The following is a 23,990-nucleotide window of genomic DNA, read 5'->3' on the forward strand; positions in this document are numbered from 1 at the left end:
GGCAAGAGACGTACGGATAAGGCCTCTCTCACGCAGGTCTCACCCCGACCTCATGGCCGGCGACCACGATCCGCCCGCGATGAACGTCCTGCCCCGCACGTCCGAGGCCAGCGCCACCGCCACGCGGCGCCGGTCCGCCCTCGGCGGCACGGCCGGCAACGAGGCCCTCACGCTCATGATGGCCGGCGTGCTCACGCTCCTGCTGCTGGCCGAGGGCGTGACGGTGCTCAACGTCGGCGGCCTGCTGACGCCGCACATGTTCATCGGGCTGGTCCTGATCCCGCCGCTGGGGGTCAAGGTCGGCAGCACCGGCTACCGCATGGTCCGCTACTACGCCGGGGCCGGCGCCTACCGCGAGAAGGGGCCGCCGGCCCTGCCGCTGCGCCTGATCGCCCCCGTGCTCGTGGCCGCCACGATCGGGATCTTCGCCAGCGGCGTCGCGCTGCTGGCCGTCGGCCACCGCTCCGACCTGCTCATGACGGTGCACAAGGGCAGCTTCATCGTCTGGGGCGCGCTGTTCGCCGTGCACTTCCTGTCCTACCTGCCGCGGCTGCTGGCCGCGCTGGCCGGCGGGGTCCGCGCGACCCGGCGCGAGACGGTGCCCGGCTCCTCGCTGCGGGCGATGCTCGTGGCGGCCTCGCTGGGCGCCGGCGTTGCGCTGGCGCTGCTGCTGCTGCCCGTCATCACGGGCTGGCACGGCGAGCACCTGGGCTGAGCCCGGCTGCGCCGCCCGGGGCCGCCGGCCGCCGTCGCGGCTGCCAGGATGGCGGTCATGTCCGCCCTCTCCACCGGCCAGCGGCTGACGCTGCTCGTCGCCGTGCTCGCGACCGCCGGCGCCGGGGTCGCCCACTACGCCGGCGCCGCGAGCGTCCTGGCGTTCGCGATCGCCGCCGTGTCGCTGGCCACGCTGGCCTCGATCGTGTCCTTCGCGACCGAGAAGGTGGGAGCGCGCTTCGGCCCCGCGGTGACCGGGGTGCTGCAGTCGACGCTGGGCAACCTGCCCGAGTTCTTCATCGTGGTCTTCGCGCTCGCCGACGGCCAGGTCGTCGTGGCCCAGACCTCCGTCGTGGGCTCGCTGTTCGCCAACGCGCTGCTCGTCCTCGGCGTGGTGATCATCGTCGGGGCCCGCCGCGACGGCGTCATGCGCTTCCGCCCGCGCCTGCCCCAGGACACCGCCACGCTCATGCTCTCGGCGTCGTTCGTGATCGCGCTCGTCGCGCTGTCCGTGGCGACCGGGGACAAGGCCTCGCACCACGTCGACGCGCTGTCGGCCGTCGCGGCGGTCTGCCTGCTGGCGATCTACGGCGCGTGGCTGTGGTCCTACCTGCGCTCCGACGGGCCGGCGGCAGAGGAGGGGGGCGCGACGCCCGCGGGCGCGGAGGCGGCGCCGGCGGCCCACCGCGCCGCCGTGCCGCTCGCCGTCTCGGTCGTGCTGCTGGCCGTCGCGGGCGCCGGGGCGGCGTTCGCCTCGGACTGGTTCGTCTCGGCCCTGCAGCCGGCGATCGACACCCTGGGCATCTCGCAGGCGTTCGCGGGCCTCGTGATCGTCGCGATGGCGGGCAACGCGGTGGAGAACGTCGTCGGCGTCGTGCTGGCCGCCAAGGGCCAGGCCGACCTGGCCATCTCCGTCGTCAAGAACTCCGTGGCCCAGGTCGCGGTCTTCCTGTTCCCGCTGCTCGTCCTCGTGTCGCTACTGTTCAGCCACCACCTGACGTTCCAGCTCGCCCCGGTCTATGTCGGCGCGATCGTCCTGACCGCGCTCGCGCTGTGGCAGATCACGGGTGACGGCGAGGCGACGGTGTTCGAGGGCGTCGCGCTCGTGGGGATGTACGTGACCCTCGGCGCATTCGCCTGGCTGGACTGATCGCCCCCGCGGACTCCCCACTTCGGACCCTGCCCGCGCGCGCCCTGCGTCGACCACGGCGCGTCGGCGGCGAGGTGCGCGCGGGCAGCTGCTCGAGCGCTTGGCGCCGAGGACCGGCGCACTCAGGGGCGCAGGATGAAGTGCACGCCCTCGGAGCCCTCCAGCGAGAACTCCGAGGCCGGTCCCGAGGCGACGTCGAGCACGAACTCCGGCCGGCCGAAGCGGACGTCCTGCTCCTCGTCGATGTAGACCGGCATGCCCGCCGCCTCGCCGAGGAGCCGGTCGTGGGGGCCCAGGACGAGCTCGCCCTCGCGCAGGCACAGGGGCGAGCTGCCGTCACAGGAACCGCCGGACTGGAAGAACATCAGCCGTCCGTGCACCTCTTCCAGCCGGGCGATCGCCTCCCGCGCCGCGTCGGTGACCGCGATCCGTCCGGTCATCGCCGCGGTCGAGCCTAGAAGAGCCCGAGGGGCTCAGGGTCGTAGCTGACCAGCAGGCACTTGGTCTGCGAGTAGTGGTCGAGCATCATCTTGTGGTTCTCGCGCCCGACGCCGGAGGCCTTGTAGCCGCCGAACGCCGCGTGGGCCGGGTACTGGTGGTAGCAGTTGGTCCACACGCGGCCGGCCTTGATCGCGCGACCCATCCGGTAGGCCCGGTTGGCGTCGCGCGTCCACACGCCGGCGCCCAGGCCGTAGAGCGTGTCGTTGGCGATCTCCAGCGCCTCGGCGTCGGTGGCGAACGTGGTCACGGCCAGGACCGGGCCGAAGATCTCCTCCTGGAAGATCCGCATCTTGTTGTGGCCCTTGAAGACGGTCGGCTGGAAGTAGTAGCCGCCCGCCAGCTCACCCGGCAGGTCCGAGCGCCGGCCGCCGATGAGCAGCTCGGCGCCCTCGTCGGTGCCGACCTGGCAGTAGCGCTCGATCTTCTCGAGCTGGGAGGTCGAGACCTGCGCGCCGATCATCGTCGACGGGTCCAGCGGGTGGCCCTGGCGGATCTCGCCGATGCGCTTGAGGCACCGCTCCATGAACGCGTCGTAGATCGACTCGTGGATCAGGGCGCGCGAGGGGCAGGTGCAGACCTCGCCCTTGTTGAAGGCGTAGAGCACGAGGCCCTCGACCGCCTTGTCCAGGAACGCGTCGTCGGCGGCCATCACGTCGGCGAAGAAGATGTTGGGGGACTTGCCGCCCAGCTCGGTCGTCGACGGGATGAGGTTCTGCGCGGCGTACTGCATGATGAGCCGGCCGGTCACCGTCTCGCCCGTGAAGGCGATCTTGGCGATCCTCTTGCTCGTGCCCAGCGCCTTGCCGATCTCGGCGCCCGGGCCGTTGACGATGTTGACCACGCCGGGCGGGACGACGTCGGCGATGAGCTCGGCGAGCTTGAGGATCGACCACGGGGTCGGGCTGGCGGGCTTGAGCACCGTGCAGTTGCCGGCGGCCAGCGCGGGCGCCATCTTCCACGCGGCCATGAGCAGCGGGAAGTTGAACGGGATGATCTGGCCGACGACGCCCAGCGGCTCACGGAAGTGATAGGCGATGGTGTCCTTGTCGATCTCGGAGATCGCCCCCTCCTCCCCGCGGATGACCGAGGCGAAGTAGCGGAAGTGGTCGGCGGCCAGCGGGACGTCGGCCGCGCGGGTCTCGCGGATCGGCTTGCCGTTGTCGTAGCTCTCGGCGATGGCCAGCGTCTCGAGGTTGTCGTCGATGACGTCGGCGATGCGGTTCAGGACGCGGGCGCGCTCCGTGGTCGAGGCCTCGCCCCAGGCGTCCTTGGCGGCGTGGGCGGCGTCGAGCGCGAGCTCGATGTCGGCCGCGCCGGACACGGGCACCTGCGTGAACGCCTCGCCGGTGGCGGGGGTCGGGTCGTCGTGGTATTCGCCGGTGCTGGGCGGGACCCACGCCCCGCCGATGAAGTTCTCGTAGCGCGCGCCGATGCCCGCGCTCGCGGGGTCGACGATGGCCGACGGGGTCTGCTGGATGGTGGCCATGGTGGTCTCCTTCGGGGTCAGAACGCGAAGACGACGCGGGCCGGCACGCGGCCGGCCTCGACGTCGTCGATGGCCTGGTTGACGTCGGTCAGCGACCGGGTCTCGCGGATGACGCGGGTGCGCCCGGCCGCGTGCAGCGCGAACACCTCGCGCAGGTCGGTGCGGGTGCCCACGATCGAGCCGACGATGGTGATGCCGTTCAGGACGGTCTCGAAGATCGGGATCTTCACCTCGTTGTCGGCGGGCAGCGCGACGAAGACGAGCGTGCCGCCGCGGCGCAGAGAGCCGTAGGCCTGCTCGAAGGCCTTGGGCGACACCGCGAGGGCGATCGCCTGGTCGGCCCCGCCGAGGCGCTGGATGGCCGCGACGGGGTCCTCCTCCGCCGCGTTGACGGTGAACTCCGCGCCGAGCTCACGGGCCAGCTCGAGCTTGCCGTCGTGGATGTCGACGGCGATGACACGGCCCCCGGCGATGGCCGCGTACTGGACGGCGAGGTGGCCGAGGCCGCCGACGCCGAACACCGCGACGAGGTCGGAGGAGCGCGTCCCCGCGACCTTGACGGCCTTGTAGGTCGTGACGCCGGCGCAGGTCAGGGGCGCGGCGTCCGGCGGGTCGACCCCGTCGGGTACCGCGACGACGTAGCGGGCGTACGCGACGGCCTCCTCGCCGAAGGCCCCGTCGATGGAGTAGCCCATGTTCTGCTGCTCGAGGCAGAGGGTCTCCCAGCCCGAGACGCAGTGGTCGCAGACGCCGCAGGCGTAGCCGAGCCAGGGCATGGCGACCCGGTCGCCGACGGCGACCTCGGTGACGCCCGGCGCGATCTCGGTGACGCGCCCGACGCCCTCGTGGCCGGGCACGAACGGCGGGCACGGCTTGACGGGCCAGTCGCCGCGGGCGGCGTGGATGTCGGTGTGGCAGAGCCCGCAGGCCTCGACGGCGACGCGGACCTGCCCGGGCGCCAGCTCCCGGCGGGCGACCTGCTCGACGCGCAGGGGCGCCTCGAAGTCGTGCACGACGGCCGCAAGGTGCGTGGCGGCGCCGGCGGGCGTGGCCGCCGCGGGGGCCTCGTGCGGGAGGGTGGAGGACATCGATCCAGCACACCAGCCCGCACGCGCCCCGTCATCCGTACGCGTGACGGGGCGCCCCGGGGAGAACTACCGGGTCGGGCCCGGCCTCAGCCCCGGCGGTGCGCCGCGCGCTGCGCGGCGACCTCGGCGGAGGGGACGACCATCACCGGGCGGTCGGCGTGCTGGAGCAGGGCGTGCGACACGCTGCCGAGCATCAGCGACTTCAGGCCGCCGAGCCCGCGGGTGCCCAGGACGATCGCGTCGGCGGCGACGTCGTCGGCCTCGTCGAGGATGGCGTCGGCGATCGCCATGGAGCGCGAGCGGGCTCGTGGCTGGGCGTTCAGCCCGGCGGCCGTGGCCAGCTCGACGCCCTCCTGGGCGCGGGCGAGCGCCGCCTGCTCGGTCTCCCGATCGATGGCCTCGAAGTCGAGCGTCCCGGACCCGTAGCCGAAGCCGGCGCCGGAGCGCGCCAGGGTCTCGACCAGCGGCTCCCACACGGCCAGGACGGTCGCCGGGCGGCCCCCGAACAGGACTCCGGCACGCTCGATGGCGGCCTTGGCGTCGTCGGACCCGTCGTAGCACAGCAGGATCACGGTCGCTCCTCGTCGTTGCGGTCAGGACGGCGATCGTGACAGACCCGTCCGCGAGCCGGCCGGCGGCCGGAAGGGCGCCGTGTGGCACGATGGGCGTCATGGTCCAGACCACCGAGCGCTCGCCGTCACGCGACGCGGTGGACTGGAGATCGCTGGACCTCGTCGGCGCGGCGGTCGCGCCGGCCGACGACGTCCTGGGCCTGCTGGGCAGCTCGGCGGGCGGCCTGACGGCCGCGGAGGCGGCGCGCCGGCTCTCGGTCGCCGGGCCCAACGCGCTGCGCAGCCACGGCGCCCGTCCGCTGGCCGTCCTGGCCCGCCAGCTGCGCAACCCCTTGCTCGTCCTCCTGGTCACCGCCGCGGTGATCTCCTACGCGGTCGGCGAGCAGACGAGCGCGGCGATCATCCTGCTCATCATCGTGCTGAGCGTCGGGTTGGGGTTCTTCAACGAGTACCGCTCCGAGCTCGCCGTGCAGGCCCTGCACTCCCAGCTGCGCCACACCTCGCTCGTGCTGCGCGACGGCCGGCCCGGACCCGTCGACGTCACCGACGTCGTCCCCGGCGATGTCGTGCTGCTCGCCGTCGGCGACGTCGTGGCCGCCGACCTGCGGCTCCTGCACGCCGAGGGCCTGGAGTGCGACGAGGCCGTGCTGACCGGCGAGTCGCTGCCCGCCGAGAAGCGCGCCGACGCCGTGCCGGCTCCCGACTCGCCGCTCGACCTCCCGTCGTGCGCGTTCATGGGCACGGTGGTGCGCGCGGGCAGCGGGCTCGGCGTCGTCGTGCGCACCGGGGCGCGGACGGACTTCGGCGCGATCGCGCTGCAGCTCGGCGACCGCCAGCCCCAGACCGCCTTCCAGCTCGGGCTCCGGGAGTTCTCGCTGCTGCTCGTGCGGGTCACCGCGCTGCTGGCCGGATCGATCCTGGCCATCAACATCGCCATCGGGCACTCCCTGCTGGACTCCGCGCTCTTCGCGCTGGCGATCGCCGTCGGGCTGACCCCCAGCTGCTGCCCGCGATCGTGACGATCAGCCTGGCCACCGGCGCCAAGCGCCTGGCGGCGGGCAAGGTGGTGGTCAAGCGGCTGGTGAGCATCGAGGACCTCGGCAACATCGTCGTGCTGTTCACCGACAAGACCGGGACGCTGACCGACGGCCGCATCACGTTCTCGGCGGCCCGGGACGCGGGCGGGGCGGAGTCCGGGGCGGTCCTGCGCGAGGGCCTGCTGTGCAACGACGCCGCCCTGGCCGGCGGCGAGGTCGTCGGCGGCAACCAGCTCGACCAGGCGCTGTGGCGCGCTCCCGGGCCGGCACCGCCGCCGTCGCCGGCGTGCGGCGCCTGGCCACGCTGCCGTTCGACCACGAGCGCCGGCTGTCGACCGTGCTCGTGCAGGAGGCCGACGGTACGCGCCGGGTCATCGTCAAGGGCGCGCCGGAGGCCGTCATGGAGCGCTGCGTCGACGTGCCCGCCCAGGCCCGGGCGACGCTCGACGCGCAGTTCGCCGCCGGCGCGCGGGTCATCGCGGTCGCGACACGCGACGCCGGCGGCGCGACGTCGCTGGACGCCGCCGACGAGCACGGCCTGCGGCTTTCGGGGCTGCTGACGTTCTCCGACCGTCCGAAGGCCGACGCGAGCGCGGCGCTGCGGCGTCTCGCCCGGCTCGGCGTCGAGGTCAAGGTCATCACGGGCGACAACGACCGCGTCGCCGAGAAGGTCTGCACGGACCTCGGCCTGCCCGTGGCCGGCATGCTCACGGGCGCCCGCATCGACGCGATGGACGACACGCAGCTGGCCGCCGCGCTGCCGGCCACGACGATCTTCGCGCGCGTCACGCCCGACCAGAAGTCGCGGGTCATCAAGGCCCAGCGCCGGCTGGGAAGCACGGTCGGCTTCCTGGGCGACGGCGTCAACGACGCGGTCGCGTTGCACGACGCCGACGTCGGGATCTCGGTGCAGAACGCCACCGACGTGGCCAAGGACGCCGCCGACATCGTCCTGCTGGACAAGGACCTCGACATCCTCGCCGGCGGCGTGGTCGAGGGCCGGCGGATCTTCGCCAACACCATCAAGTACGTGCTCATGGGCACGTCGTCGAACTTCGGGAACATGTTCAGCGCCGGCGGGGCGTCGCTGCTGCTCAGCTTCCTGCCGATGCTGCCGACGCAGATCCTGCTCAACAACCTGCTCTACGACTGCAGCGAGATGACGATCCCGACCGACCACGTCGACGAGGAGCAGCTGCGCCGCCCCGCCCACTGGGACACGCTCATGATCCGCCGGTTCATGCTGTTCTTCGGGCCGATCAGCTCCATCTTCGACTTCGCGACGTTCGGGATCATGGTGTGGGGCTTCCACGCCGGCGCCGACCTGTTCCGCTCGGGCTGGTTCGTCGAGTCGCTGGCGACCCAGAGCCTGATCATCTTCGCGATCCGCACGCGCCGGGTCCCGTTCTTCCACAGCCGCCCGAGCCTGCCGCTGCTGGTCTCCACCCTCGTCGTCGTGGCGATCGGCATCGCGCTGCCGTTCTCGCCGCTGGCCGGCGTGCTCGGCTTCCGCCACCTGCCGCCGGCGTTCCTGGTGGCGCTGGCCGGGATGCTGCTCGTCTACCTGCTGCTCATCGAGCTGGGCAAGCGCCGCTTCTACCGCCTCGAGGAGGCCGGGCCCTCGGTCGCCCGCCCCCGGCCGCCGCGCGAGCGCCGCATCCACCACCGCGCGTCGCGCTGGACGACGCTGGAGCCGCCGCCGCAGGACGGTGCCGCGGCCGCGTAGGGAGACGCCGCCGCGCCTCCGGACCCGCCGATCGGGGATGCTGCCGGGGTGGACGTGCCCAGCGAGGACCTGCCCACCACGACGGTGACCGGAGCCGGCGGCGTGCCGATCGCCGTGCGCACCGGCGGCGACGGGCCGTCGCTGGTGGCCGTGCACGGCGGGATGTGCGACGGGCGCTGGTGGGATCCCGTGCGCGCCCGCCTGGAGGCCGACCGCACGATCTCCACGCCCGACCGCCGCGACCACGGCGCCAGCGGCCACAGCAGCGGGCCCTACGCGCTGGCCGACGAGGCGCAGGACCTCCTGGCGGTCCTGGCCGCCACGCCGGCGCCGGTCGACCTCGTCGGCCACTCCTACGGCGGCCTCGTCGCGCTGGAGGCGGCGCTGCGCGGGGCGCCGCTGCGCGCGATGGTGCTCTACGAGCCCTCCATCGGCGACGACGACGCGATGGACGGCCTGCTGGACCGCATCGAGGCGCTCGTGGCCGAGGGCGAGGTCGACGAGGCCGTCGGGCTGCTGCTCACCGAGCGCATGGGCATGTCCCCGCACCGCCTCGCGGCGGCGAAGGTGCGCCCGGGCTGGAAGCAGACCGCCGCGCACATCGGCACGCTGCCGCGCCAGGGCCGGACGGCTGCGGGCTACGTCATGGACCGCGAGGCGCTCGCCGCGCTGGCGGTTCCGACGCTCGTCATGGTCGGCGACATGAGCCCGGCCTGGCGCCTGGAGGCCTGCCGCGAGCTCGCGGGCCTGCTGCCCGCCGGGCGCCTGGAGGTCATGGAGCGCCACGGCCACCTCGGCCCCGTCGACGACCCGGACGGCTTCGCCGCGACGGTCATGGACTTCCTCGACGCGCCCGCCGGCGCCTGACGCCGGCATGCCGGCGCCGCGCTCCATGCTCACGCTCGAGGGGCGCATCGCGATCATCACGGCCGCCGCGTCGGGCATCGGCCGCGCCTCGGCCGAGGCGTTCGCCGCCTACGGCGCCCACGTCATCGTCGTCGACATCGACGGGCCGCGGACCGCGGAGGTCGTCGAGGCGATCCACGCCGGCGGCGGCTCGGCCGAGGGCCACGTGGTCGACCTGCTCGACCAGGATGCCGTCGACGGGCTGTTCTCCGCGCTCGCGTCCGCCCACGATCGGGTCGACGTCCTGTTCAACCACGCCGGCGCACCCGGCCCCAAGGGCTTCGAGCTGACCCACGAGCAGTGGCTGCGCTGCGTGCGCCTGAACCTGTGGGCGCCGACGGCCATGACGCAGGGCGCGCTGCCGCTGCTGCGCCGCTCGGACCGCTCCCCCTCCATCATCTACACGGCGTCGACGGCGGCGGTCATCGCCTCGCCCAACAGCCCGACCGACTCGGCCTCCAAGGCCGGCGTGCTGATGTTCGCCAAGTCGGTGGCGGTGGCGCTGGCGCCCGAGGGGATCCGCGCGAACGTGCTGATGCCCGGGCTCGTGGAGACGCCGATGCTGCCCACGTTCTTCTCCGCGCGCTCCGAGGAGGACCCGGAGTACCTGGAGGCCCTGGCCCGCTACCAGGGCATGGTGCCGATGGGCCGCCTGGGGCGGCCGCCCGAGCTCGCGGCCGTCGCCGCCTTCCTGGCCAGCGACGCCGCGCCCTACATGACCGGCGCGGCCATCACCGTCGACGGCGGCCTGTCGGCGTTCTGAGGCGCCCTACGGGCGGATGAACGTGTCCGGGTCGGGTCCCGTGCGCCGGCCGGCGTCCAGGGCCCCGATCGCGGTCATCTCGTCGGCGCTGAGGTGGAAGTCCAGGACGTCGAAGTTCTCCTCGATGCGCTCCTGGGTCACCGACTTGGGGATGACCACGTTGCCGAGCTGCAGGTGCCAGCGGATCGTGACCTGGGCCGGCGACTTGCCGTGGGCCTCGGCGATCGCGGCGATCGCCGGGTCGTCGGCCACGGCGCCCTTGGCGAGCGGGCTCCACGCCTCGGTCACGATGCCCAGCGCGTCGTGCTCGCGGCGCAGCCCGACCTGCTGGAGGTAGGGGTGCAGCTCGATCTGGTTGACCGCGGGCGTGACGCCGGTCTCGGCGATGATGCGCTCGAGGTGGGCGGGCTGGAAGTTCGAGACGCCGATGGAGCGCGCCAGGCCCTCGGCCTGCAGCTCGATGAGCGCCTTCCACGTCTCGACGTACTTGTCGTGCGCCGGGACCGGCCAGTGGATGAGGTACAGGTCGACGTGCTCCATGCCGAGCTGGTCGAGGCTGGCGCGCAGTGCACGCTTGGCCTGGTCGAAGCCGTGGTCGTCGTTGAAGCACTTCGTCGTGATGTACACGTCCTCGCGCTGGAGGCCGGCGGCGTGGATCGCCTGGCCCACGCCGGCCTCGTTGCCGTAGGCCGAGGCGGTGTCGATGTGGCGGTAGCCGGCCAGCAGGGCGCGGGTGACGACGTCGGCGGTCTCGTCCTGCGGGACCTGCCACACGCCGAAGCCGAGCTGGGGGATCTTCTCGTCATCGCGGAGGGTGACGGCGGGGACGGGGTTCGCGGACAAGGTCATAGCCTATGCGGTGCCCGCCTGCGCGTGCACCAAACGCGGCGGCGCCTTGACCGCCCGCGCCGGGCGGGCGTACCGTCGCCCGATGGCCGGCGCCGTCGCCGACGAGCTGCGCGACCCGCGGACACCGCCTGACGTCGAGATCCGCTCAGAGGCCCGCGAGCCGGCGCCCGACCCGGCGCTCGGCATCCCGGTCGCCCTCGCGCCCGGCGGGGAGCCCCGGCACCGCCTCGTGGCCATCGGCGACTCGCTCACGCACGGCTTCCAGAGCGGGGCCGTGTTCCGCACCGACCTCTCCTACCCCGCGATCATCGCCCACACCCTTGGGATCACCGGGCGCTTCCGCCACCCGACCTACCCCGGCCATGGCGGCCTGCCGTTCAACCTCGAGCACGTCATCCGGGCGCTGGAGGCCCGCCACGGCAGCCGCCTGGAGTGGTGGCGGCTCCCGGCCGCCGCGGTCTCCCTGCGCCGGGAGATGGACGCGATCGAGGACTGGTGGGAGCGCGGGCCGGGCACCGACCCGGGCCCGGCGACCGGCATCCCGCACAACCTGGGGATCTTCGGCTGGGACCTGCGTGACGTGCTGTCGCAGACCGCCGACGGCTGCCGCCGGCAGCTCGGCACGCCCGTCGACGCGGCGCTGCGCCAGGTCGTCGAGCACGCGGGCGAGCGGGCCGCGATCCGGGTGCTGCACGCCGCGCGCGGACCGGACGGGCGCGCGCTGACGCCGCTGGGCGCGGCGCGGGCGCTGGGCCGCGACGGCGGGATCGAGACGCTCGTCGTGATGCTCGGCGCCAACAACGCGCTGCAGACCGTGACGCGCCTGGACGTGACCTGGAGCGACGACGGCTACGACGACCTGGAGGCCAAGCGGCGCTTCACCGTGTGGCGGCCGGTGCACTTCGCGCGCGAGCTCGAGCAGGTCGTCGCGCAGGTCCGCGCGATCGACGCACGCCACGTCCTCTGGGCGACGGTCCCGCACGTGACGATCGCGCCGATCGCCCGGGGCGTGGGCGGCAAGGGGCGGCCCGGCTCGCGCTACTTCCCCCACTACACGCGGCCGTGGATCGCCGACGCCGACTTCGACCCCGCGCAGGACCCGCACGTCACGGCCGCACAGGCCCGGGCCGTCGACGCCGCGATCGACCAGTACAACACGGCGATCACGGCCGCCGTGGCCGCCGCGCGCCGTGACGGGCGCGACTGGTGGCTCGTCGAGCTCTGCGGCATCCTCGACCGCCTCGCGTCGCGCCGCTACGTCCAGGACCCGGCCGCGCGGCCGGACTGGTGGACGCCCTACCCGCTGCCGCCGGAGCTCGCCGCGCTGGACCCGCCGCCCGACACGCGGATGCTCCTCGCCGGCGCGTCAGGACGGGCGCAGGGCGGCATCTTCTCCCTCGACGGCGTGCATCCGACCACCGTGGCCTACGGCGTCATCGCCCAGGAGCTCGTCGACGTGATGGCGCGCGCGGGCGTGGCGTTCCCGGGGCGGCCGGGCGGCGCGGGCCACGGGCCGGTGCGGGTCGACCTCGCGCGGCTGGTGGAGCGCGATGCGCTCATCGGCGACCCGCCCGCCTCGGTGCGCCCCGGCCTGGCGCTGCTGGGCTGGCTCGACGAGCAGGCCGACGTCTTCGCCCGCCTGCTGCACCGGCGCCCGTGAGCGTCAGCCTGCGGTGAGCGCGCCGACCAGGCGCCGGAGGTGCGGGAGGACGGCGTCGCGCGCGTCGGTGCTGCCGCCGCCGCGCGCCAGGTGGGCGAGCAGGAGGCCGTCCAGCGCGGCGGTCAGGACCTCGGCGTCGATGCGCGGCTGGGGCGAGCCGGCGGCCACCAGCATCGCGGAGATCGCCTCGACGTAGGCCTCGGTCCATTCGGCCTCGATGTCGCGCAGCTGCGGGCGCCGCGCGGCCTCGAGCGACATGGTGAAGCAGGCGATGAGCGCCGAGCGGCCGTCCTGGAGCTCGGAGGCCACCAGGTCGGCCAGCGCGTCGGCGACGTCCAGGCCGTCACGCTCGTGGGCCAGGGCGACGGCCCGGACGCGCGCGATGTCGCGGTCGGCGGCCCGGCGGTAGGCGCTGACCAGCAGCTCCTCCTTGGAGGCGAACCAGTACGTGGTCGCAGCCAGGGGCAGTCCCGCCGCCGCGGCCACGCGCCGGTGGGTGAGCATCCCGGGCCCCTCGTGGCCGAGGACCCGGATCGCGGCGTCGAGGATGAGCTCCCGGCGCGCCTCGCCGCGCACCGGGCGCGCGGTCAATGCGCGCCGCCGAGGTTCAGCCCGACGACGCCGGCGATGACGAGGGCGATCGACGCGAACTTGAGCACGTCGGCCTGCTCGCCGAGGAACGCGACGCCGATGACGGCGATCGCGGCCGTGCCGGCGCCGGCCCAGATGGCGTAGGCGACGGAGACCTCGATGCGGCGCAGCACGACGAGCATCAGCGCGAACGATGCGACATAGCCGATCACGACGAGCGCCACGGCGCCCACCGACCCACCGCCGGCCGCCTTCAGGGAGAGGGTGGCGACGATCTCGGAGGCGATGGCGACGGCGAGCGCGATCCAGGCGACGAACATGTTGATACAAGTGTACCATTATCGGTACACTTGTTCCGTTCCTTCGGCCCGCCGGCGGTGCTCGCCCGTCAGCTGCGGATCGAGCGCTGGTACTGACGCACGGCCAGCGGCGCGCACACCGCCACGATCGCCGCAGCCCAGAGCAGGGTGTAGGCGATGGGGTGGGCCAGCGGCCACGCCGCCCCCGGCGGGGCGACGCCGCCCGGGTTGTCGAACAGGTGGCGCAGCGCGTTGGCCAGGGCCGACGTCGGGTTCCACTCCGCGATCGTCTTGAGGACCCCGGGCAGCGTGCTCGTCGGCACGAACGTGCTGGCGATGAACGTGATGGGGAAGATCGCGACGAAGGCCACGCCCTGCACGGCCTCCGGCGTCGGCACCGAGCTGCCCAGCAGCACGCCGATCCAGATCACGGCGAACGAGAACACGATCATGAGCCCGTAGGCGGCCAGGATGTCCAGCACCCCGGAGTGGATGCGCCACCCGACGATGTAGCCCGTGACCGACATGAAGACGATGGGCAGCAGTGCGCGGATGAGGTTGGCCACCGCGTGGCCGGCGAGCACGCTGCTGCGCGGGATCGGCAGCGAGTGGAAGCGGTCGATCGCCCCGTTGTTGCGGTCGTTGGACAGCGCGATCGCCACGCCGAAGGCGCCGAACACGATCGTCTGGGCAAAGATCCCGCCCATCAGGAACTCCTTGTAGCTGCCCCCGCCGGGGACGGCGATCGCACCGCCGAAGACGAACGCGAACAGCAGCACGAACATCACGGGCTGGATCGTGGCGTCCGAGAGCGCCTCGGGCTGGCGGCGCATGTGCTTCAGGCCGCGGCGCGCGATGACCCACGTGTCGGACACGAACGTGCTGGACCTCATGCGCGCCCCTCCACCTCGTCGGGGGCCGGCGCGCCGGTCAGGATCACGAACGCGTCGTCCAGCGTCGGCTGGCGCAGGCCGAGGTCCTCGATCTCGACGCCGGCGTCGGCGATGGCCGAGGCCAGCTCGGCGATGGCGGCCACGCCGCCCTCGGCGGGGGCGGTGGCCGAGCGCCCCGCGCGGTCGACGACCGGGGCGGCGCCGGCGACCCGGCCGAGGATCTCCGCCACGTCGTCGAGGTCGCCGGGATCGACCACGACGACGTGGAGCTGGTCGCCGCCGACCTGGCGCTTGAGGCTGCGCGCGTCCCCGCGCGCGATGACCCGGCCGTGGTCGACGACGACGATGTCGTCGGCCAGCCGGTCGGCCTCCTCGAGGTACTGGGTCGTCAGCAGGATCGTCGCGCCGCCGGCCACCAGGCCGTCGAGGACCTCCCACAGGTCGTTGCGGGCACGGGGGTCCAGGCCGGTGGTCGGCTCGTCGAGGAAGAGGATCTCGGGCTCGGCGACGAGCGTGGCGGCGAGGTCGAGCCGGCGGCGCATGCCGCCGGAGTAGTCGCGCGCGAGCTTGTCCCCGGCGTCGGTCAGCGAGAACTGCGCGAGCAGGTCGGTGGCGCGGCGCAGGGACGCGCGGCGCCCGAGGTGGTGCAGCTCGCCGATCATCGTGAGGTTCTCGTGGCCGGTCAGCAGGCCGTCGACCGTCGCGTCCTGGGCGGCCAGGCCGATGCTGCGCCGCACCCCGACGGGGTCGGTGCGGATGTCATGGCCGGCGACGCTCGCGGTGCCGGCGTCGGGCTTGGTGAGGGTCGTCAGGACGCGCACGGCCGTGGTCTTGCCGGCGCCGTTGGGGCCCAGCAGCGCGCACACCGCGCCGCGGGCGACGTCTAGGTCCACGCCGTCCAGCGCGCGCTTGTCCCCGTAGCGCTTCACGAGCCCGTGGGCCTCGATCGCGTTCGTGGTGGTCGTCATCGGCCCGGGACCCTCGCACACGACCCGTCGGCCACCAGGGGGCTACCTCCACCTCTGCCCCACCTCGGCGCGTCAGGACCCGGGCGGGGCGTCGGCGCGCGCCGCCGCACCCGGGCCGGGGACGTTGCGGAAGCGGAACGGCCCGGGCTCGCGCGCGGGCTGGACGAACCACGCCTCGCCCGTGCCGCCGCCGGCGAGGATGCGCAGCACGGCGTCGGCGACCTCCTCGGCGGGGATCAGGGTGACCCGGGTGCTCGACAGCATGTCGCGGATCGGGTCGATGATCCGCGACTCCGCGAAGGCGGGGCACAGCGCGTTGTAGGTGATGTTGTCGGCCTGCAGCACAGGCCCGAGGGAGCGGGCCAGCCCGACGACCGCGTGCTTGTTGGCGGCGTAGAGCGGGTCGAAGGGCACCGCGGTCAGCCCGGCCAGCGAGGCGGTGGCCACGATCGCGCCGCCGCCGCGCGCCTTCAGCGCGGGCAGCACCGCGTGGGTGCCGAACACCACGCCGTCGAGGTTGGCGCCGTTGGCGCGCCGGTACAGCGCGAGGTCGAAGTCCTCGCCGACGCCGCACCCGGTCATGACGCCCGCGTTGAGGAACGCGATGTCGACGCCGCCGCAGCGGTCCACCGCGAACTGCACCATGGCGCGGTCGGCCTCCATGTCCGAGACGTCGCAGACGACGGCGTGGCCGCCCACGAGGGCGGCGACCTCATCGGCGCCGCGGGCGTCGAGGTCGGCCACGACCACCTCCGCGCCCGCGCCGGCCAGCGCGAGCGCCGTGGCGCGCCCGATCCCGCTCGCGCCGCCGGTGACGATCGCGACCTTGTCGCGCAGGTCCACCTCCGTGGCCATCTAGACCAGCTCCAGCACGAGCTTGCCGACGTTCTCGCCGCGGAAGAGCATCTGCAGCGTGTCGGGGAAGTCGTCGACGGTGCCCTGCACGACGTGCTCCCTGGTCGTCAGCGACCCGTCGGCGATCCAGCCCGCGATCTCGGCCGCCGCCTCGCCGTAGCGCTTGGCGTAGTCGAACACGACGAAGCCCTCCATCCGCGCGCGGTTGACCAGCAGCGACAGGTAGTTCGACGGGCCCTTGACCCCCGTCGCGCTGTTGTACTGGCTGATCGCGCCGCAGATGACGACGCGCGCGCCGCGGCGCAGGTTGGCCAGCGCGGCATCGAGGATCTCGCCGCCGACGTTGTCGAAGTACACGTCGATGCCGTCGCCCACCTCGGGGCGCAGCGCGCGCCGGACGTCCTGGGCGCGGTAGTCGATCGCCGCGTCGAAGCCGAGCTCGTCGACGAGCATCGCGCACTTCTCCGGGCCGCCCGCGATCCCGACGACGCGGCAGCCCTTGATCCGGGCGATCTGGCCCACGATCGTGCCCACGGCGCCGGCGGCGCCGGAGACCACGACGGTCTCGCCCTCGGCCAGGGCGCCGACGTCCAGCAGCCCGAAGTAGGCCGTCATGCCCGTGAGGCCCAGCGCGCCGAGCCAGGTCGCCGCCGGCGCCCGGTCCAGGTCGACCTTCAGCGTGCCGCGCCCGCCGGAGACCACGTGGGTCTGCACGCCGAACAGGCCCGTGACGTGGTCGCCCACCGCGTAGTCGGGATGCCGGGACGCCGTGACCTCGACGACCGACCCAGCGCGCATGACCTCGCCCAGGCCGACGGGCGGGACGTAGGAGGGCCGGTCGTCGAGCCAGCCGCGCATCGCCGGGTCGAGCGAGATGGCCAGCGTGCGTCCCGCGAACTCGCCCTCTCCGGGCTCGGGGACCTCGGCGTCGGCGGGCTCCCAGTCGCTGGGCTTGACCTCGCCGGAGGGGCGGGCGGCGAGGCGGATCTGGCGGTTGGTCTCGGGCACAGCGTCTCCTGTCGATGCGCCGGCGCGGTACCACGCCGTACCCAGGTACTTACCAGGACGCCGCGCGTCGTGCCGTCACGCGCCGCGGCCCCGCAACGCCGCGCCCAGCACTGGACGCGGCGGGGCCCGGCTGACATATCGGTGCTGGCACCGCGACACCGGCCCCCATGCCGTGTTGGCAGGTTCGGATGAAACCCCGATCGGGAGGCACGATGCACCACAGGACCTCGAGACGCGCAGGGCGCGCCCTGGCGCTCATCATCATGATCTTGGCCGTGCCGGCCGCCGCGGCACAGGCGGCCGCGACGCCTCCCGGCGCCACGACGGGCAGCGCCGCGAACGTCGCCCAGCAGACCGCGCGCCTCATCGGCGCCGTCGACCCCAACGGCGCGCAGACCAGCTACCAGTTCCAGTACGGCACCACGACCGCCTACGGCGCCGTGACCCCGCCGGTCACCATCAGCGGCGACGGCCGCCGGACGGTGACGGCCGACCTGGCCAACCTCGCGCCCGCGACGGTCTACCACTACCGGCTGATCGCCCGCAACGCCAAGGGCCTGACCAAGGGCCTGGACCGCAACTTCAAGACGCGCATCCAGCCGCTCGGCGTCACGTTCGCCGCCACGCCGAACCCCGAGCCCTTCGGCGGCACCACGGTGCTCGCGGGCCAGCTCACGGGGACCGGCAACGCCGGTCGCGACGTGCTGCTGCAGAGCAACCCGTTCCCCTACACCCAGGGCTTCAAGGACGTGGGCAACCGCGTCGTGACCGACGCCGCGGGCAACTTCACCTTCAACCTGCTGCAGGTGCCGTTCAACACCCAGTACCGGGTGACGCTGCCCGACAAGCCGTCGGTCGTCAGCCCGATCGTCGTCGTCAGCGTCCAGGTCAAGGTGAGCACGCACCTCGGCACGACCACGGTGACCCGCGGGCACAAGCTCACGTTCTCCGGGGCGGTCACGCCGGCCGCCGACGGCACGCCGATCGCGATCCAGAAGAAGCGCGGCACGACCTGGGTGACGGTCGCCGGCACGGTGGCGCGCCACCACAGCGCGTCATCGTCGCGCTACAGCAAGAAGGTCACGATCCACAGCGGCGGGACCTACCGGGTCTACGCGGGCGTGGCCAACGGCAGCTACGTGCCCAACACGGGGCGCGAGGTCACCATCCACACCCACCGCTGACCGCGACGGGGTCCGGCGCTGGCATCCTGGGCCGGTGCCGGACCCCCGACCGCTCCTGGCCCACCTGGGCCTGACCCACCGCCCGGCCGCCGACGCCGAGGGGCTGCGGGCGGTGCACCGCGCCTACGTGTCGCGGGTGCCCTACGAGGCGCTCGCGGTGCAGCTCGGCGAGGCCGGGCCGCTGGACCCCGAGGCGCTGGCCGCCCGGATCCTGAGCGGCCGCGGCGGCTACTGCTTCGAGGTCAACACGGTGCTGCACGACCTGCTCACCGCATTGGGCTTCGCCGTGCAGCGCCGCGCGGCGATCGTCGGTGACCGCGGCGCCCACGCCCGCGGCGAGCCGGTCAACCACCTGGCGCTCGTGGTGACCGCCGCCGGCGGCGAGTACCTCGCCGACGCAGGGTGGGGCGAGGGCCCCCTGGACCCCGTCCCGCTGCGCCCCGGCGCCTTCCGCGTGGGCCCGCTGGCCTGGGAGGTCGCCCGCGAGGACGGCGGCTGGTGGGTCGGCCAGCACCGCTGGGGGTCCAGCCCGGGGTTCCGGTTCGCCGACGGCGCGCTGGACCTCGCGGCCTTCGCGCCCCACCACGAGCGCCTCTCGGCCCGGCCGGACTCGCCGTTCGTGCGCACGCTGGTGGTCCAGCGCCCGCACGCCGACCGGATCGTGACCCTGCGGGCCCGCACCCGCACCGTCCGCGGCCCCGGGCACGACGAGCGCGCCGTGCTGGCCGGCCCGCAGGACTTCACGGCCGCGCTGCGCGACGACTTCGGGATCCCCGCGGCGGCGCTGGGCCCACGGCGGCTCGCGCGCCTGTGGGCGCTGGCCTGCGCCCAGCACGAGGCGCACGCCGGCGGCTAGCGTGCCGGCATGGACATCGTCATCGCCGGCGGCCACGGCCAGATCGCCCTGCACCTCGCACGCCTGCTCGCCGAGCGCGGCGACCGCGTCCGCGGCCTCATCCGCAACCCGGCCCACGCCGCCGACGTGCAGGCCAGGGGCGCCGAGGCCGGCGTGTGCGACCTCGAGGCCCTCGACGTCGACGCCATCGCCGCCGCCATCGGCACGGCCGACGCCTTCGTCTTCGCGGCGGGCGCCGGGCCCGGCAGCGGCCCGCAGCGCAAGTGGACCGTCGACTACGCCGGGGCGGTCAAGGGCATGGAGGCCTGCCGACGCAACGGCATCGGCCGCTACGTCATCGTCAGCTCGATCAACGCCGATCCCGAGGCCGACGACGACGGCGGGTCCGGGACCTACCTGCGCGCGAAGGGCCAGGCCGACAAGAAGCTGACCGAGAGCGGGCTGGCGTACACGATCGTGCGCCCGGGGCGCCTCACCGACGACGGGCCGACGGGGCACGTCCGGGCCGCGACGGGCACCGGGGGCGGCGAGATCCCCCGCGCCGACGTGGCGGCCGTGGTGGCCGAGGTCCTCGCGACCCCGGCCACCTCCGGCCTGGCCTTCGAGCTCGTCTCGGGCCCGGACCCGATCCCCGCCGCGCTGGCCGCGCTGGCCGGCTGACCGCGACCGGGCGACGCCGGAGCCCGCGATGGGGTAGACCCACCGCGTGCCCGCGCCCGCCGACACGCCTCCCGCCCTGCGCGGCCTCGTCGACGCGGCCGCCGCGCTCGTGCGCCGGTCCTCCAGCGGGCGGGTGATCCTGGCGCGGACGGCGGCGATCGCCGACGCCGCCGCGCTGCCCGGCGCCGACCCGGAGCTCGCGGCGCGCCTGGAGCAGGCCCGCACGGAGGTGTCGGCCCCCCTGCGCCCCGCAGAGATCGAGCGCACGCTCAAGGCCGCCTGGGGCGCCGCGCCCCGGCGGGTCCTCGACGCGCTGGACCCCGAGCCACTGGCCGTCGGCCCCGCCGCCCAGGTCCACCGCGCCACCCACGAGGGCCGCGACGTCGCGCTGAAGGTCCTGCGGCCCGGGCTGGCCGCCGCGGTGCGCTCGGACCTGGCGCTCCTCGACCTCCTCGCGACCCCGCTGCGCCAGGTCTTCGGGGCGATGGACGCCGGCGCCGTCCTGCGCGAGCTGCGCGAGACCGCCCTCGACGAGCTCGACCTCGAGCACGAGGCCTCCACCCAGCGGGCGGCGCGCCGCATCCTGCGCCCGGTCGCGGGCCTGGTCGTGCCGGCCCCGGTCATGGACCTCTGCGGCCCCGAGGTGCTGGCCACCGAGCTGCTGGAGGGCCCGACCCTCGTGACGACCCGCCCGGCCGACCCGGCGGCGGTGGCCCGGACCCTGGTGGCCGCGCACGTCACCGCCGCCCGCGCCGGGCTCGCGCTCACCGACCCGCGGCCGAGCCACGTCGTGCTGCTGGACGACGGCCGCGTCGGCCTCCTGGGCACCGGCGTCGGGCGGACCGCCGACCGGTCGCGGGTCGACGCCGCGCTGCAGGCGCTCCTGCACCTGCGCGCCGGCGACCAGGACGCGTTCGCCGCGGTGCTGGCCGGGCCGCTCGGCGTCCTGCCGGCCGCGGAGGCGCTGCAGGCCTACGCCCTGACCGGCGAGGTCGCGGGCGAGCTGCTCACGGGCCGCGCGCTGCTGGACGCCGCCGCCCTGGCCGAGGCGGGCCGCCGCGGCGGCGGGCAGGTGCGCGGCGGCCTCGCCCTGGCGGCGGCCGCTCGCCCGGCGCCCGCGGACCTCGGCCCGGTCCGCTCGGTCGCGCAGCTCACCGCGCTGCTGGCGCGGCTGGGCGCGGAGGAGGACTGGGGCGCGCTGATCCTGGAGGCCGCCTGAGCGCGGTCAGCCGCGCGTGGAGGACGACAGGTCGAGGTCGGGCTCGCCCGCCGGCCGCCAGCCCGGCCCGTGCCAGGCCAGGGCCAAGCGCGTGCGCCACGACCGGGCGCGGCGCACGTCGCGCCACAGGCCGGCGTACTCGCCGAACGCGACGCGCACCGGGTTGTAGGTGTCGATGTCGGTCGTCAGGCCGTAGCGGACGCGCTCCCCCTCGGGCTCGAACGTGCCGAACAGGCGGTCCCAGATCACGAGGATGCCGCCGTAGTTCTTGTCCAGGTACTGCTCGTTGGACCCGTGGTGCACGCGGTGGTGCGACGGGGTGTTCAGGACGGCCTCCAGCGGGGGCGGCAGGCGCACGATGCGCTCCGTGTGGATCCAGAACTGGTAGATGAGGCTCCAGGCCTGGGCCAGGAGCACCATCCACGGCGCGAAGCCCACGAGCGGCAGCCACAGCCAGAACGGCGCGTAGGTCATGGGCACCCAGGTCTGGCGCAGCGCGGTGCTCAGGTTGTAGTGCCGGCTGGAGTGGTGCACGACGTGGCTGGCCCAGAAGAGCCGGCTCTCGTGCGAGACGCGGTGGAACCAGTAGTAGGACAGGTCGTCGGCGAAGAACAGCGCGACCCACACGAGCGGGTTGTCGGCCGAGAGGTGCCACGGCGCCAGGGCATAGAGCCCGGCGTAGGCCGCGACCACCACGAGCTTCCACACCACGTTGATCGCGACGTTGCCGATCCCCATGAGCAGCGACGTGCGCGTGTCGCGCAGGTCGTAGCCGATGAGGCCGTCCTCCTCCAGGTGGCGGTAGGACAGGAACTCGACGATGAGCAGCAGGACGAAGAACGGGATCGCGTAGTACAGGACCTCGGCCACGACGATTCACCTACACCTTGGTGATCGAGCGGTCGAGCAGGTCGCGCGCCACGGCGTGCGCGGCGCCGTCGTCGCCGGCGGCGATGGCGGCGGCCAGGGCGCGGACCGCGTCCCCGTCGGCGACCTCGGCGCCGACGAGCGCCGCGTCGAAGGACAGCAGGCGCTGACCGGCGACGAGCGTGTTCAGCGCCAGTCGGTAGGCCAGGTTGCCCGAGCCCTCGACGATGGCGTCCCACAGCACGTCGTAGATCGCGGTGCGCACGGCAGGGTCGCCGGCGGCGGCCAGCGCCTCGGCGCGGGCGACCAGCGCGGCGCGCGTGGCGGCGTCGGCGCGGACGGCGCACAGGCGCGCGGCGTCGGCGCCGATGCAGGCGCGCATCTCCAGCGTGGCCCGCGGCAGGCCGAGGGCGGGCGGCGCCTCGCCGTCGGCGCCGAGGGCGAGCAGGAGCTCCAGGCCGCCGTGGCGGCGCCAGTCGCGGACGCGCGTCGCGCCGCCCTGGCTGATCGCGACCAGCCCGGCCTGCTGAAGGCGCTTGAGCGCCTCGCGCACGGCGTGGCGGCTGGCGCCGAGGCCCTCGCTGAGCTGGCGCTCGGAGGGCAGCGGATCGCCGGGCGCGTGCGTGCCGTCGAGGATCGCGCGGCGCAGCTCGCGATGGATCTCCGAGGAGCGGGTGCGCGGCCCCGCGGTCGCGACTGGTCCAACCAGTGCCATCGACTGGTTGTACCAGATGCGCGGACGGCCGCGCCGGCATGGACCCGCGACCAGGACCGCGCCGCGGCGTCGGTGCACTGCGCGCCGGGGCGGGAGCGCGAGGCCGGGCGCGTGGCCTGGGCCGGGTGATCCTGCGGCCGGTCACGGCGCCGCGGGCGCCGACGAGATCGCGCCCGGCAAGCCGGGACGCCTACCGTGGGGCGCCGTGGTCACCACGGCGCCCCCCGCCACCCCGCTGGAGCGGCTCGCCGCGCGCCCGCGCGCGATGGCCGTGCTCGGCGCGCTGACCATCATGTGGTCCTCGATCCTCATGCGCCTGGCCGACGTGGCGCCGTCCACGGCCGCGGTGTTCCGCTGTGGCTACGCGCTCCCCGTGCTGGTCGTCGTCGCCCGCGCCGAGGACCGCCGGCTCGGCGTGCGGCCGCGGCGCACGCGCTGGGCCGCCGCCGCCGCCGGCGTCCTGTTCGCCGCCGACCTCATCTTCTGGGACTACGCGATCCAGGACGTCGGCGCGGGCCTGGCGACCGTGATGGCCAACCTCCAGGTCCTGCTCGTGCCGCTCATCGCCTGGGCCGTGCTCGGCGAGCGCCCCGGCCGCCGCCTCCTGGCGCTGCTGCCGCTCATGCTCGCGGGGATCCTGCTCATCTCGGGGGCACTGGAGTCCGGCGCCTACGGCGACCGGCCGGCGCAGGGCGTGGCGTTCGGGGTGGCCACGGGCCTGACCTACGCCGGCTTCATCCTGCTCCTGCGCTCCAGCGGGGCCGACCTGCGCCGGCCGGCCGGGCCGCTGCTGGACGCGACCGCGGTGGCGACGGTGGCGGCGATCCTGGCCGGCCTGGCCATCGGCGACCTCGACGTCGTGCCGTCGTGGCCCGCGCACGGGTGGCTGCTGCTGCTGGCCCTCAGCGCCCAGGTCGTCGGGTGGCTGCTCATCTCCGCCACGCTCCCGCGCCTGCCCGCCGCGATCACCTCGCTGCTGCTCACGATCCAGCCCGTCGGCTCCGTCGTCCTGGCCGCCGTCATCTTCGGCGAGCACCCCAGCGCGCTGCAGCTCTGCGGGGTGGTGGCGATCCTCGCGGGGCTCGTGCTGGCCACGCGGCGGCGAGCCGCCTCCCTGCGGGGATCGGAAGGGCTACCGTGACGGGGTCATGAACGCCGTGCGCATCTGGCTGCCGGTGGCCATCCTCGTGGCCGGGGTGGCGCTGGTCATCGCGCGCGGCGGCGACGAGACCTCCCTGGAGGGCGCGTCGGCGCTCTGGGGCGCCGGGCTCAGCGTCGCGCTGCTGAACTGGCTGCACCGCGTCGGGGTCGCCGGGGACCGCACGCGCGACGACGAGGACCGGGCCCGCGCCTACTTCGACCGTCACGGCCACTGGCCGGACGAGGAGCCGCCGCCACGCCGCTGACCCGTCCTGTGGCGCAC

At 74.5% G+C, this 23,990-nt stretch carries 26 protein-coding genes; 13 read left to right on the forward strand and 13 right to left on the reverse strand.

Annotated features, from left to right (window positions below; all coding sequences use genetic code 11):
- The first annotated feature begins 79 nt into the window (after window positions 1–79).
- On the forward strand, window positions 80–715 hold the full coding sequence (locus tag FSW04_RS25565) for a hypothetical protein (protein WP_187369176.1): 636 nt from the start codon (window positions 80–82) through the stop codon (window positions 713–715).
- A 57-nt stretch (window positions 716–772) separates the two neighbouring features.
- Window positions 773–1,864, forward strand: a complete 1,092-nt coding sequence (locus tag FSW04_RS02385; RefSeq protein WP_187369177.1) for a sodium:proton exchanger — start codon at window positions 773–775, stop codon at window positions 1,862–1,864.
- 122 nt (window positions 1,865–1,986) lie between these two features.
- On the opposite strand, the gene FSW04_RS02390 is transcribed toward FSW04_RS02385, so the two are convergent.
- The 4 genes from FSW04_RS02390 to FSW04_RS02405 form a co-directional block, all read right to left on the reverse strand.
- Window positions 1,987–2,304 (reverse strand): DUF779 domain-containing protein, encoded by a 318-nt coding sequence (locus tag FSW04_RS02390; protein WP_146915852.1) that lies wholly within the window; start codon window positions 2,302–2,304, stop codon window positions 1,987–1,989.
- A gap of 14 nt (window positions 2,305–2,318) precedes the next feature.
- Window positions 2,319–3,851, reverse strand: coding sequence for an aldehyde dehydrogenase family protein (locus FSW04_RS02395; RefSeq protein WP_146915854.1), 1,533 nt, complete (start codon window positions 3,849–3,851; stop codon window positions 2,319–2,321).
- Window positions 3,852–3,868: 17 nt separating this feature from the next.
- Window positions 3,869–4,939: an alcohol dehydrogenase AdhP gene (gene adhP / locus FSW04_RS02400; protein ID WP_146915856.1), complete on the reverse strand. Its 1,071-nt coding sequence runs from the start codon at window positions 4,937–4,939 to the stop codon at window positions 3,869–3,871.
- 86 nt (window positions 4,940–5,025) lie between these two features.
- Entirely contained in the window at window positions 5,026–5,511 is a 486-nt protein-coding gene (locus FSW04_RS02405) for a universal stress protein (protein WP_146915858.1), read from the reverse strand.
- A gap of 98 nt (window positions 5,512–5,609) precedes the next feature.
- On the opposite strand from FSW04_RS02405, the gene FSW04_RS26695 reads away from it, so the two are divergent.
- The 4 genes from FSW04_RS26695 (at window position 5,610) to FSW04_RS02420 (ending at window position 9,943) form a co-directional block, all read left to right on the forward strand.
- The gene (locus tag FSW04_RS26695; RefSeq protein ID WP_228430821.1) at window positions 5,610–6,530 is read left to right on the forward strand and encodes a P-type ATPase; all 921 of its coding nucleotides are present in this window, start codon (window positions 5,610–5,612) and stop codon (window positions 6,528–6,530) included.
- 265 nt (window positions 6,531–6,795) lie between these two features.
- On the forward strand, window positions 6,796–8,274 hold the full coding sequence (locus FSW04_RS26700; protein WP_228430822.1) for an HAD-IC family P-type ATPase: 1,479 nt from the start codon (window positions 6,796–6,798) through the stop codon (window positions 8,272–8,274).
- A gap of 48 nt (window positions 8,275–8,322) precedes the next feature.
- Window positions 8,323–9,141, forward strand: a complete 819-nt coding sequence (locus FSW04_RS02415; protein ID WP_146915860.1) for an alpha/beta fold hydrolase — start codon at window positions 8,323–8,325, stop codon at window positions 9,139–9,141.
- A gap of 25 nt (window positions 9,142–9,166) precedes the next feature.
- A complete protein-coding gene (locus FSW04_RS02420) occupies window positions 9,167–9,943 on the forward strand; it encodes an SDR family NAD(P)-dependent oxidoreductase (RefSeq protein ID WP_187369178.1) in 777 nt (258 codons plus the stop codon).
- A 6-nt stretch (window positions 9,944–9,949) separates the two neighbouring features.
- Here FSW04_RS02420 and FSW04_RS02425 read toward each other — a convergent pair whose 3' ends face one another.
- Window positions 9,950–10,786, reverse strand: coding sequence for an aldo/keto reductase (locus tag FSW04_RS02425; protein WP_228430823.1), 837 nt, complete (start codon window positions 10,784–10,786; stop codon window positions 9,950–9,952).
- Between the two features lie 88 nt (window positions 10,787–10,874).
- Here FSW04_RS02425 and FSW04_RS02430 point away from each other — a divergent pair, with 88 nt between their 5' ends.
- Window positions 10,875–12,452: a hypothetical protein gene (locus FSW04_RS02430; protein ID WP_146915867.1), complete on the forward strand. Its 1,578-nt coding sequence runs from the start codon at window positions 10,875–10,877 to the stop codon at window positions 12,450–12,452.
- 3 nt (window positions 12,453–12,455) lie between these two features.
- Here the strand turns inward: FSW04_RS02430 and FSW04_RS02435 are convergent, their stop codons facing one another.
- The 6 genes from FSW04_RS02435 to FSW04_RS02460 form a co-directional block, all read right to left on the reverse strand.
- The gene (locus FSW04_RS02435) at window positions 12,456–13,043 is read right to left on the reverse strand and encodes a TetR/AcrR family transcriptional regulator (protein ID WP_146915869.1); all 588 of its coding nucleotides are present in this window, start codon (window positions 13,041–13,043) and stop codon (window positions 12,456–12,458) included.
- Window positions 13,040–13,363, reverse strand: coding sequence for a DMT family transporter (locus tag FSW04_RS02440; RefSeq protein ID WP_146915871.1), 324 nt, complete (start codon window positions 13,361–13,363; stop codon window positions 13,040–13,042). The genes FSW04_RS02435 and FSW04_RS02440 overlap by 4 nt, the downstream gene beginning before the upstream one ends.
- 68 nt (window positions 13,364–13,431) lie before the next feature.
- On the reverse strand, window positions 13,432–14,235 hold the full coding sequence (locus tag FSW04_RS02445) for an ABC transporter permease (protein ID WP_146915873.1): 804 nt from the start codon (window positions 14,233–14,235) through the stop codon (window positions 13,432–13,434).
- Window positions 14,232–15,203, reverse strand: a complete 972-nt coding sequence (locus tag FSW04_RS02450) for an ATP-binding cassette domain-containing protein (protein ID WP_146915875.1) — start codon at window positions 15,201–15,203, stop codon at window positions 14,232–14,234. Before FSW04_RS02450 ends, FSW04_RS02445 begins: the two co-directional genes overlap by 4 nt.
- A 72-nt stretch (window positions 15,204–15,275) precedes the next feature.
- Window positions 15,276–16,058: an SDR family oxidoreductase gene (locus tag FSW04_RS02455; RefSeq protein ID WP_146915877.1), complete on the reverse strand. Its 783-nt coding sequence runs from the start codon at window positions 16,056–16,058 to the stop codon at window positions 15,276–15,278.
- Window positions 16,059–17,066, reverse strand: coding sequence for an NADP-dependent oxidoreductase (locus tag FSW04_RS02460; RefSeq protein WP_228430825.1), 1,008 nt, complete (start codon window positions 17,064–17,066; stop codon window positions 16,059–16,061).
- A gap of 212 nt (window positions 17,067–17,278) precedes the next feature.
- Here FSW04_RS02460 and FSW04_RS02465 point away from each other — a divergent pair, with 212 nt between their 5' ends.
- From FSW04_RS02465 to FSW04_RS02480, 4 genes are read left to right on the forward strand one after another with little or no spacing between them, the layout of a single operon-like run.
- Complete coding sequence (locus tag FSW04_RS02465) at window positions 17,279–18,250, forward strand: hypothetical protein (RefSeq protein WP_187369179.1); 972 nt, start codon at window positions 17,279–17,281, stop codon at window positions 18,248–18,250.
- A 34-nt stretch (window positions 18,251–18,284) separates the two neighbouring features.
- Window positions 18,285–19,106 (forward strand): arylamine N-acetyltransferase family protein, encoded by an 822-nt coding sequence (locus tag FSW04_RS02470; RefSeq protein ID WP_146915881.1) that lies wholly within the window; start codon window positions 18,285–18,287, stop codon window positions 19,104–19,106.
- A 9-nt stretch (window positions 19,107–19,115) separates the two neighbouring features.
- Window positions 19,116–19,766 carry an SDR family oxidoreductase gene (locus FSW04_RS02475; protein ID WP_146915883.1) on the forward strand — a complete coding sequence of 217 codons (651 nt, stop codon included), beginning with the start codon at window positions 19,116–19,118 and terminating at the stop codon, window positions 19,764–19,766.
- Between the two features lie 46 nt (window positions 19,767–19,812).
- Complete coding sequence (locus tag FSW04_RS02480) at window positions 19,813–20,985, forward strand: AarF/UbiB family protein (protein WP_146915885.1); 1,173 nt, start codon at window positions 19,813–19,815, stop codon at window positions 20,983–20,985.
- Between the two features lie 6 nt (window positions 20,986–20,991).
- On the opposite strand, the gene FSW04_RS02485 is transcribed toward FSW04_RS02480, so the two are convergent.
- On the reverse strand, window positions 20,992–21,855 hold the full coding sequence (locus FSW04_RS02485; RefSeq protein ID WP_146915887.1) for a sterol desaturase family protein: 864 nt from the start codon (window positions 21,853–21,855) through the stop codon (window positions 20,992–20,994).
- A 10-nt stretch (window positions 21,856–21,865) separates the two neighbouring features.
- Entirely contained in the window at window positions 21,866–22,567 is a 702-nt protein-coding gene (locus FSW04_RS02490) for a FadR/GntR family transcriptional regulator (RefSeq protein WP_146915889.1), read from the reverse strand.
- Window positions 22,568–22,772: 205 nt separating this feature from the next.
- Here FSW04_RS02490 and FSW04_RS02495 point away from each other — a divergent pair, with 205 nt between their 5' ends.
- Both FSW04_RS02495 and FSW04_RS02500 read left to right on the forward strand, forming a co-directional pair.
- Window positions 22,773–23,708 (forward strand): DMT family transporter, encoded by a 936-nt coding sequence (locus FSW04_RS02495; protein ID WP_187369180.1) that lies wholly within the window; start codon window positions 22,773–22,775, stop codon window positions 23,706–23,708.
- Between the two features lie 7 nt (window positions 23,709–23,715).
- Entirely contained in the window at window positions 23,716–23,973 is a 258-nt protein-coding gene (locus tag FSW04_RS02500; protein WP_146915893.1) for a hypothetical protein, read from the forward strand.
- Window positions 23,974–23,990 lie beyond the last annotated feature (17 nt).

The organism is Baekduia soli (assembly GCF_007970665.1).
In the GTDB taxonomy this organism is placed as follows: Bacteria; Actinomycetota; Thermoleophilia; order Solirubrobacterales; family Solirubrobacteraceae; genus Baekduia; species Baekduia soli.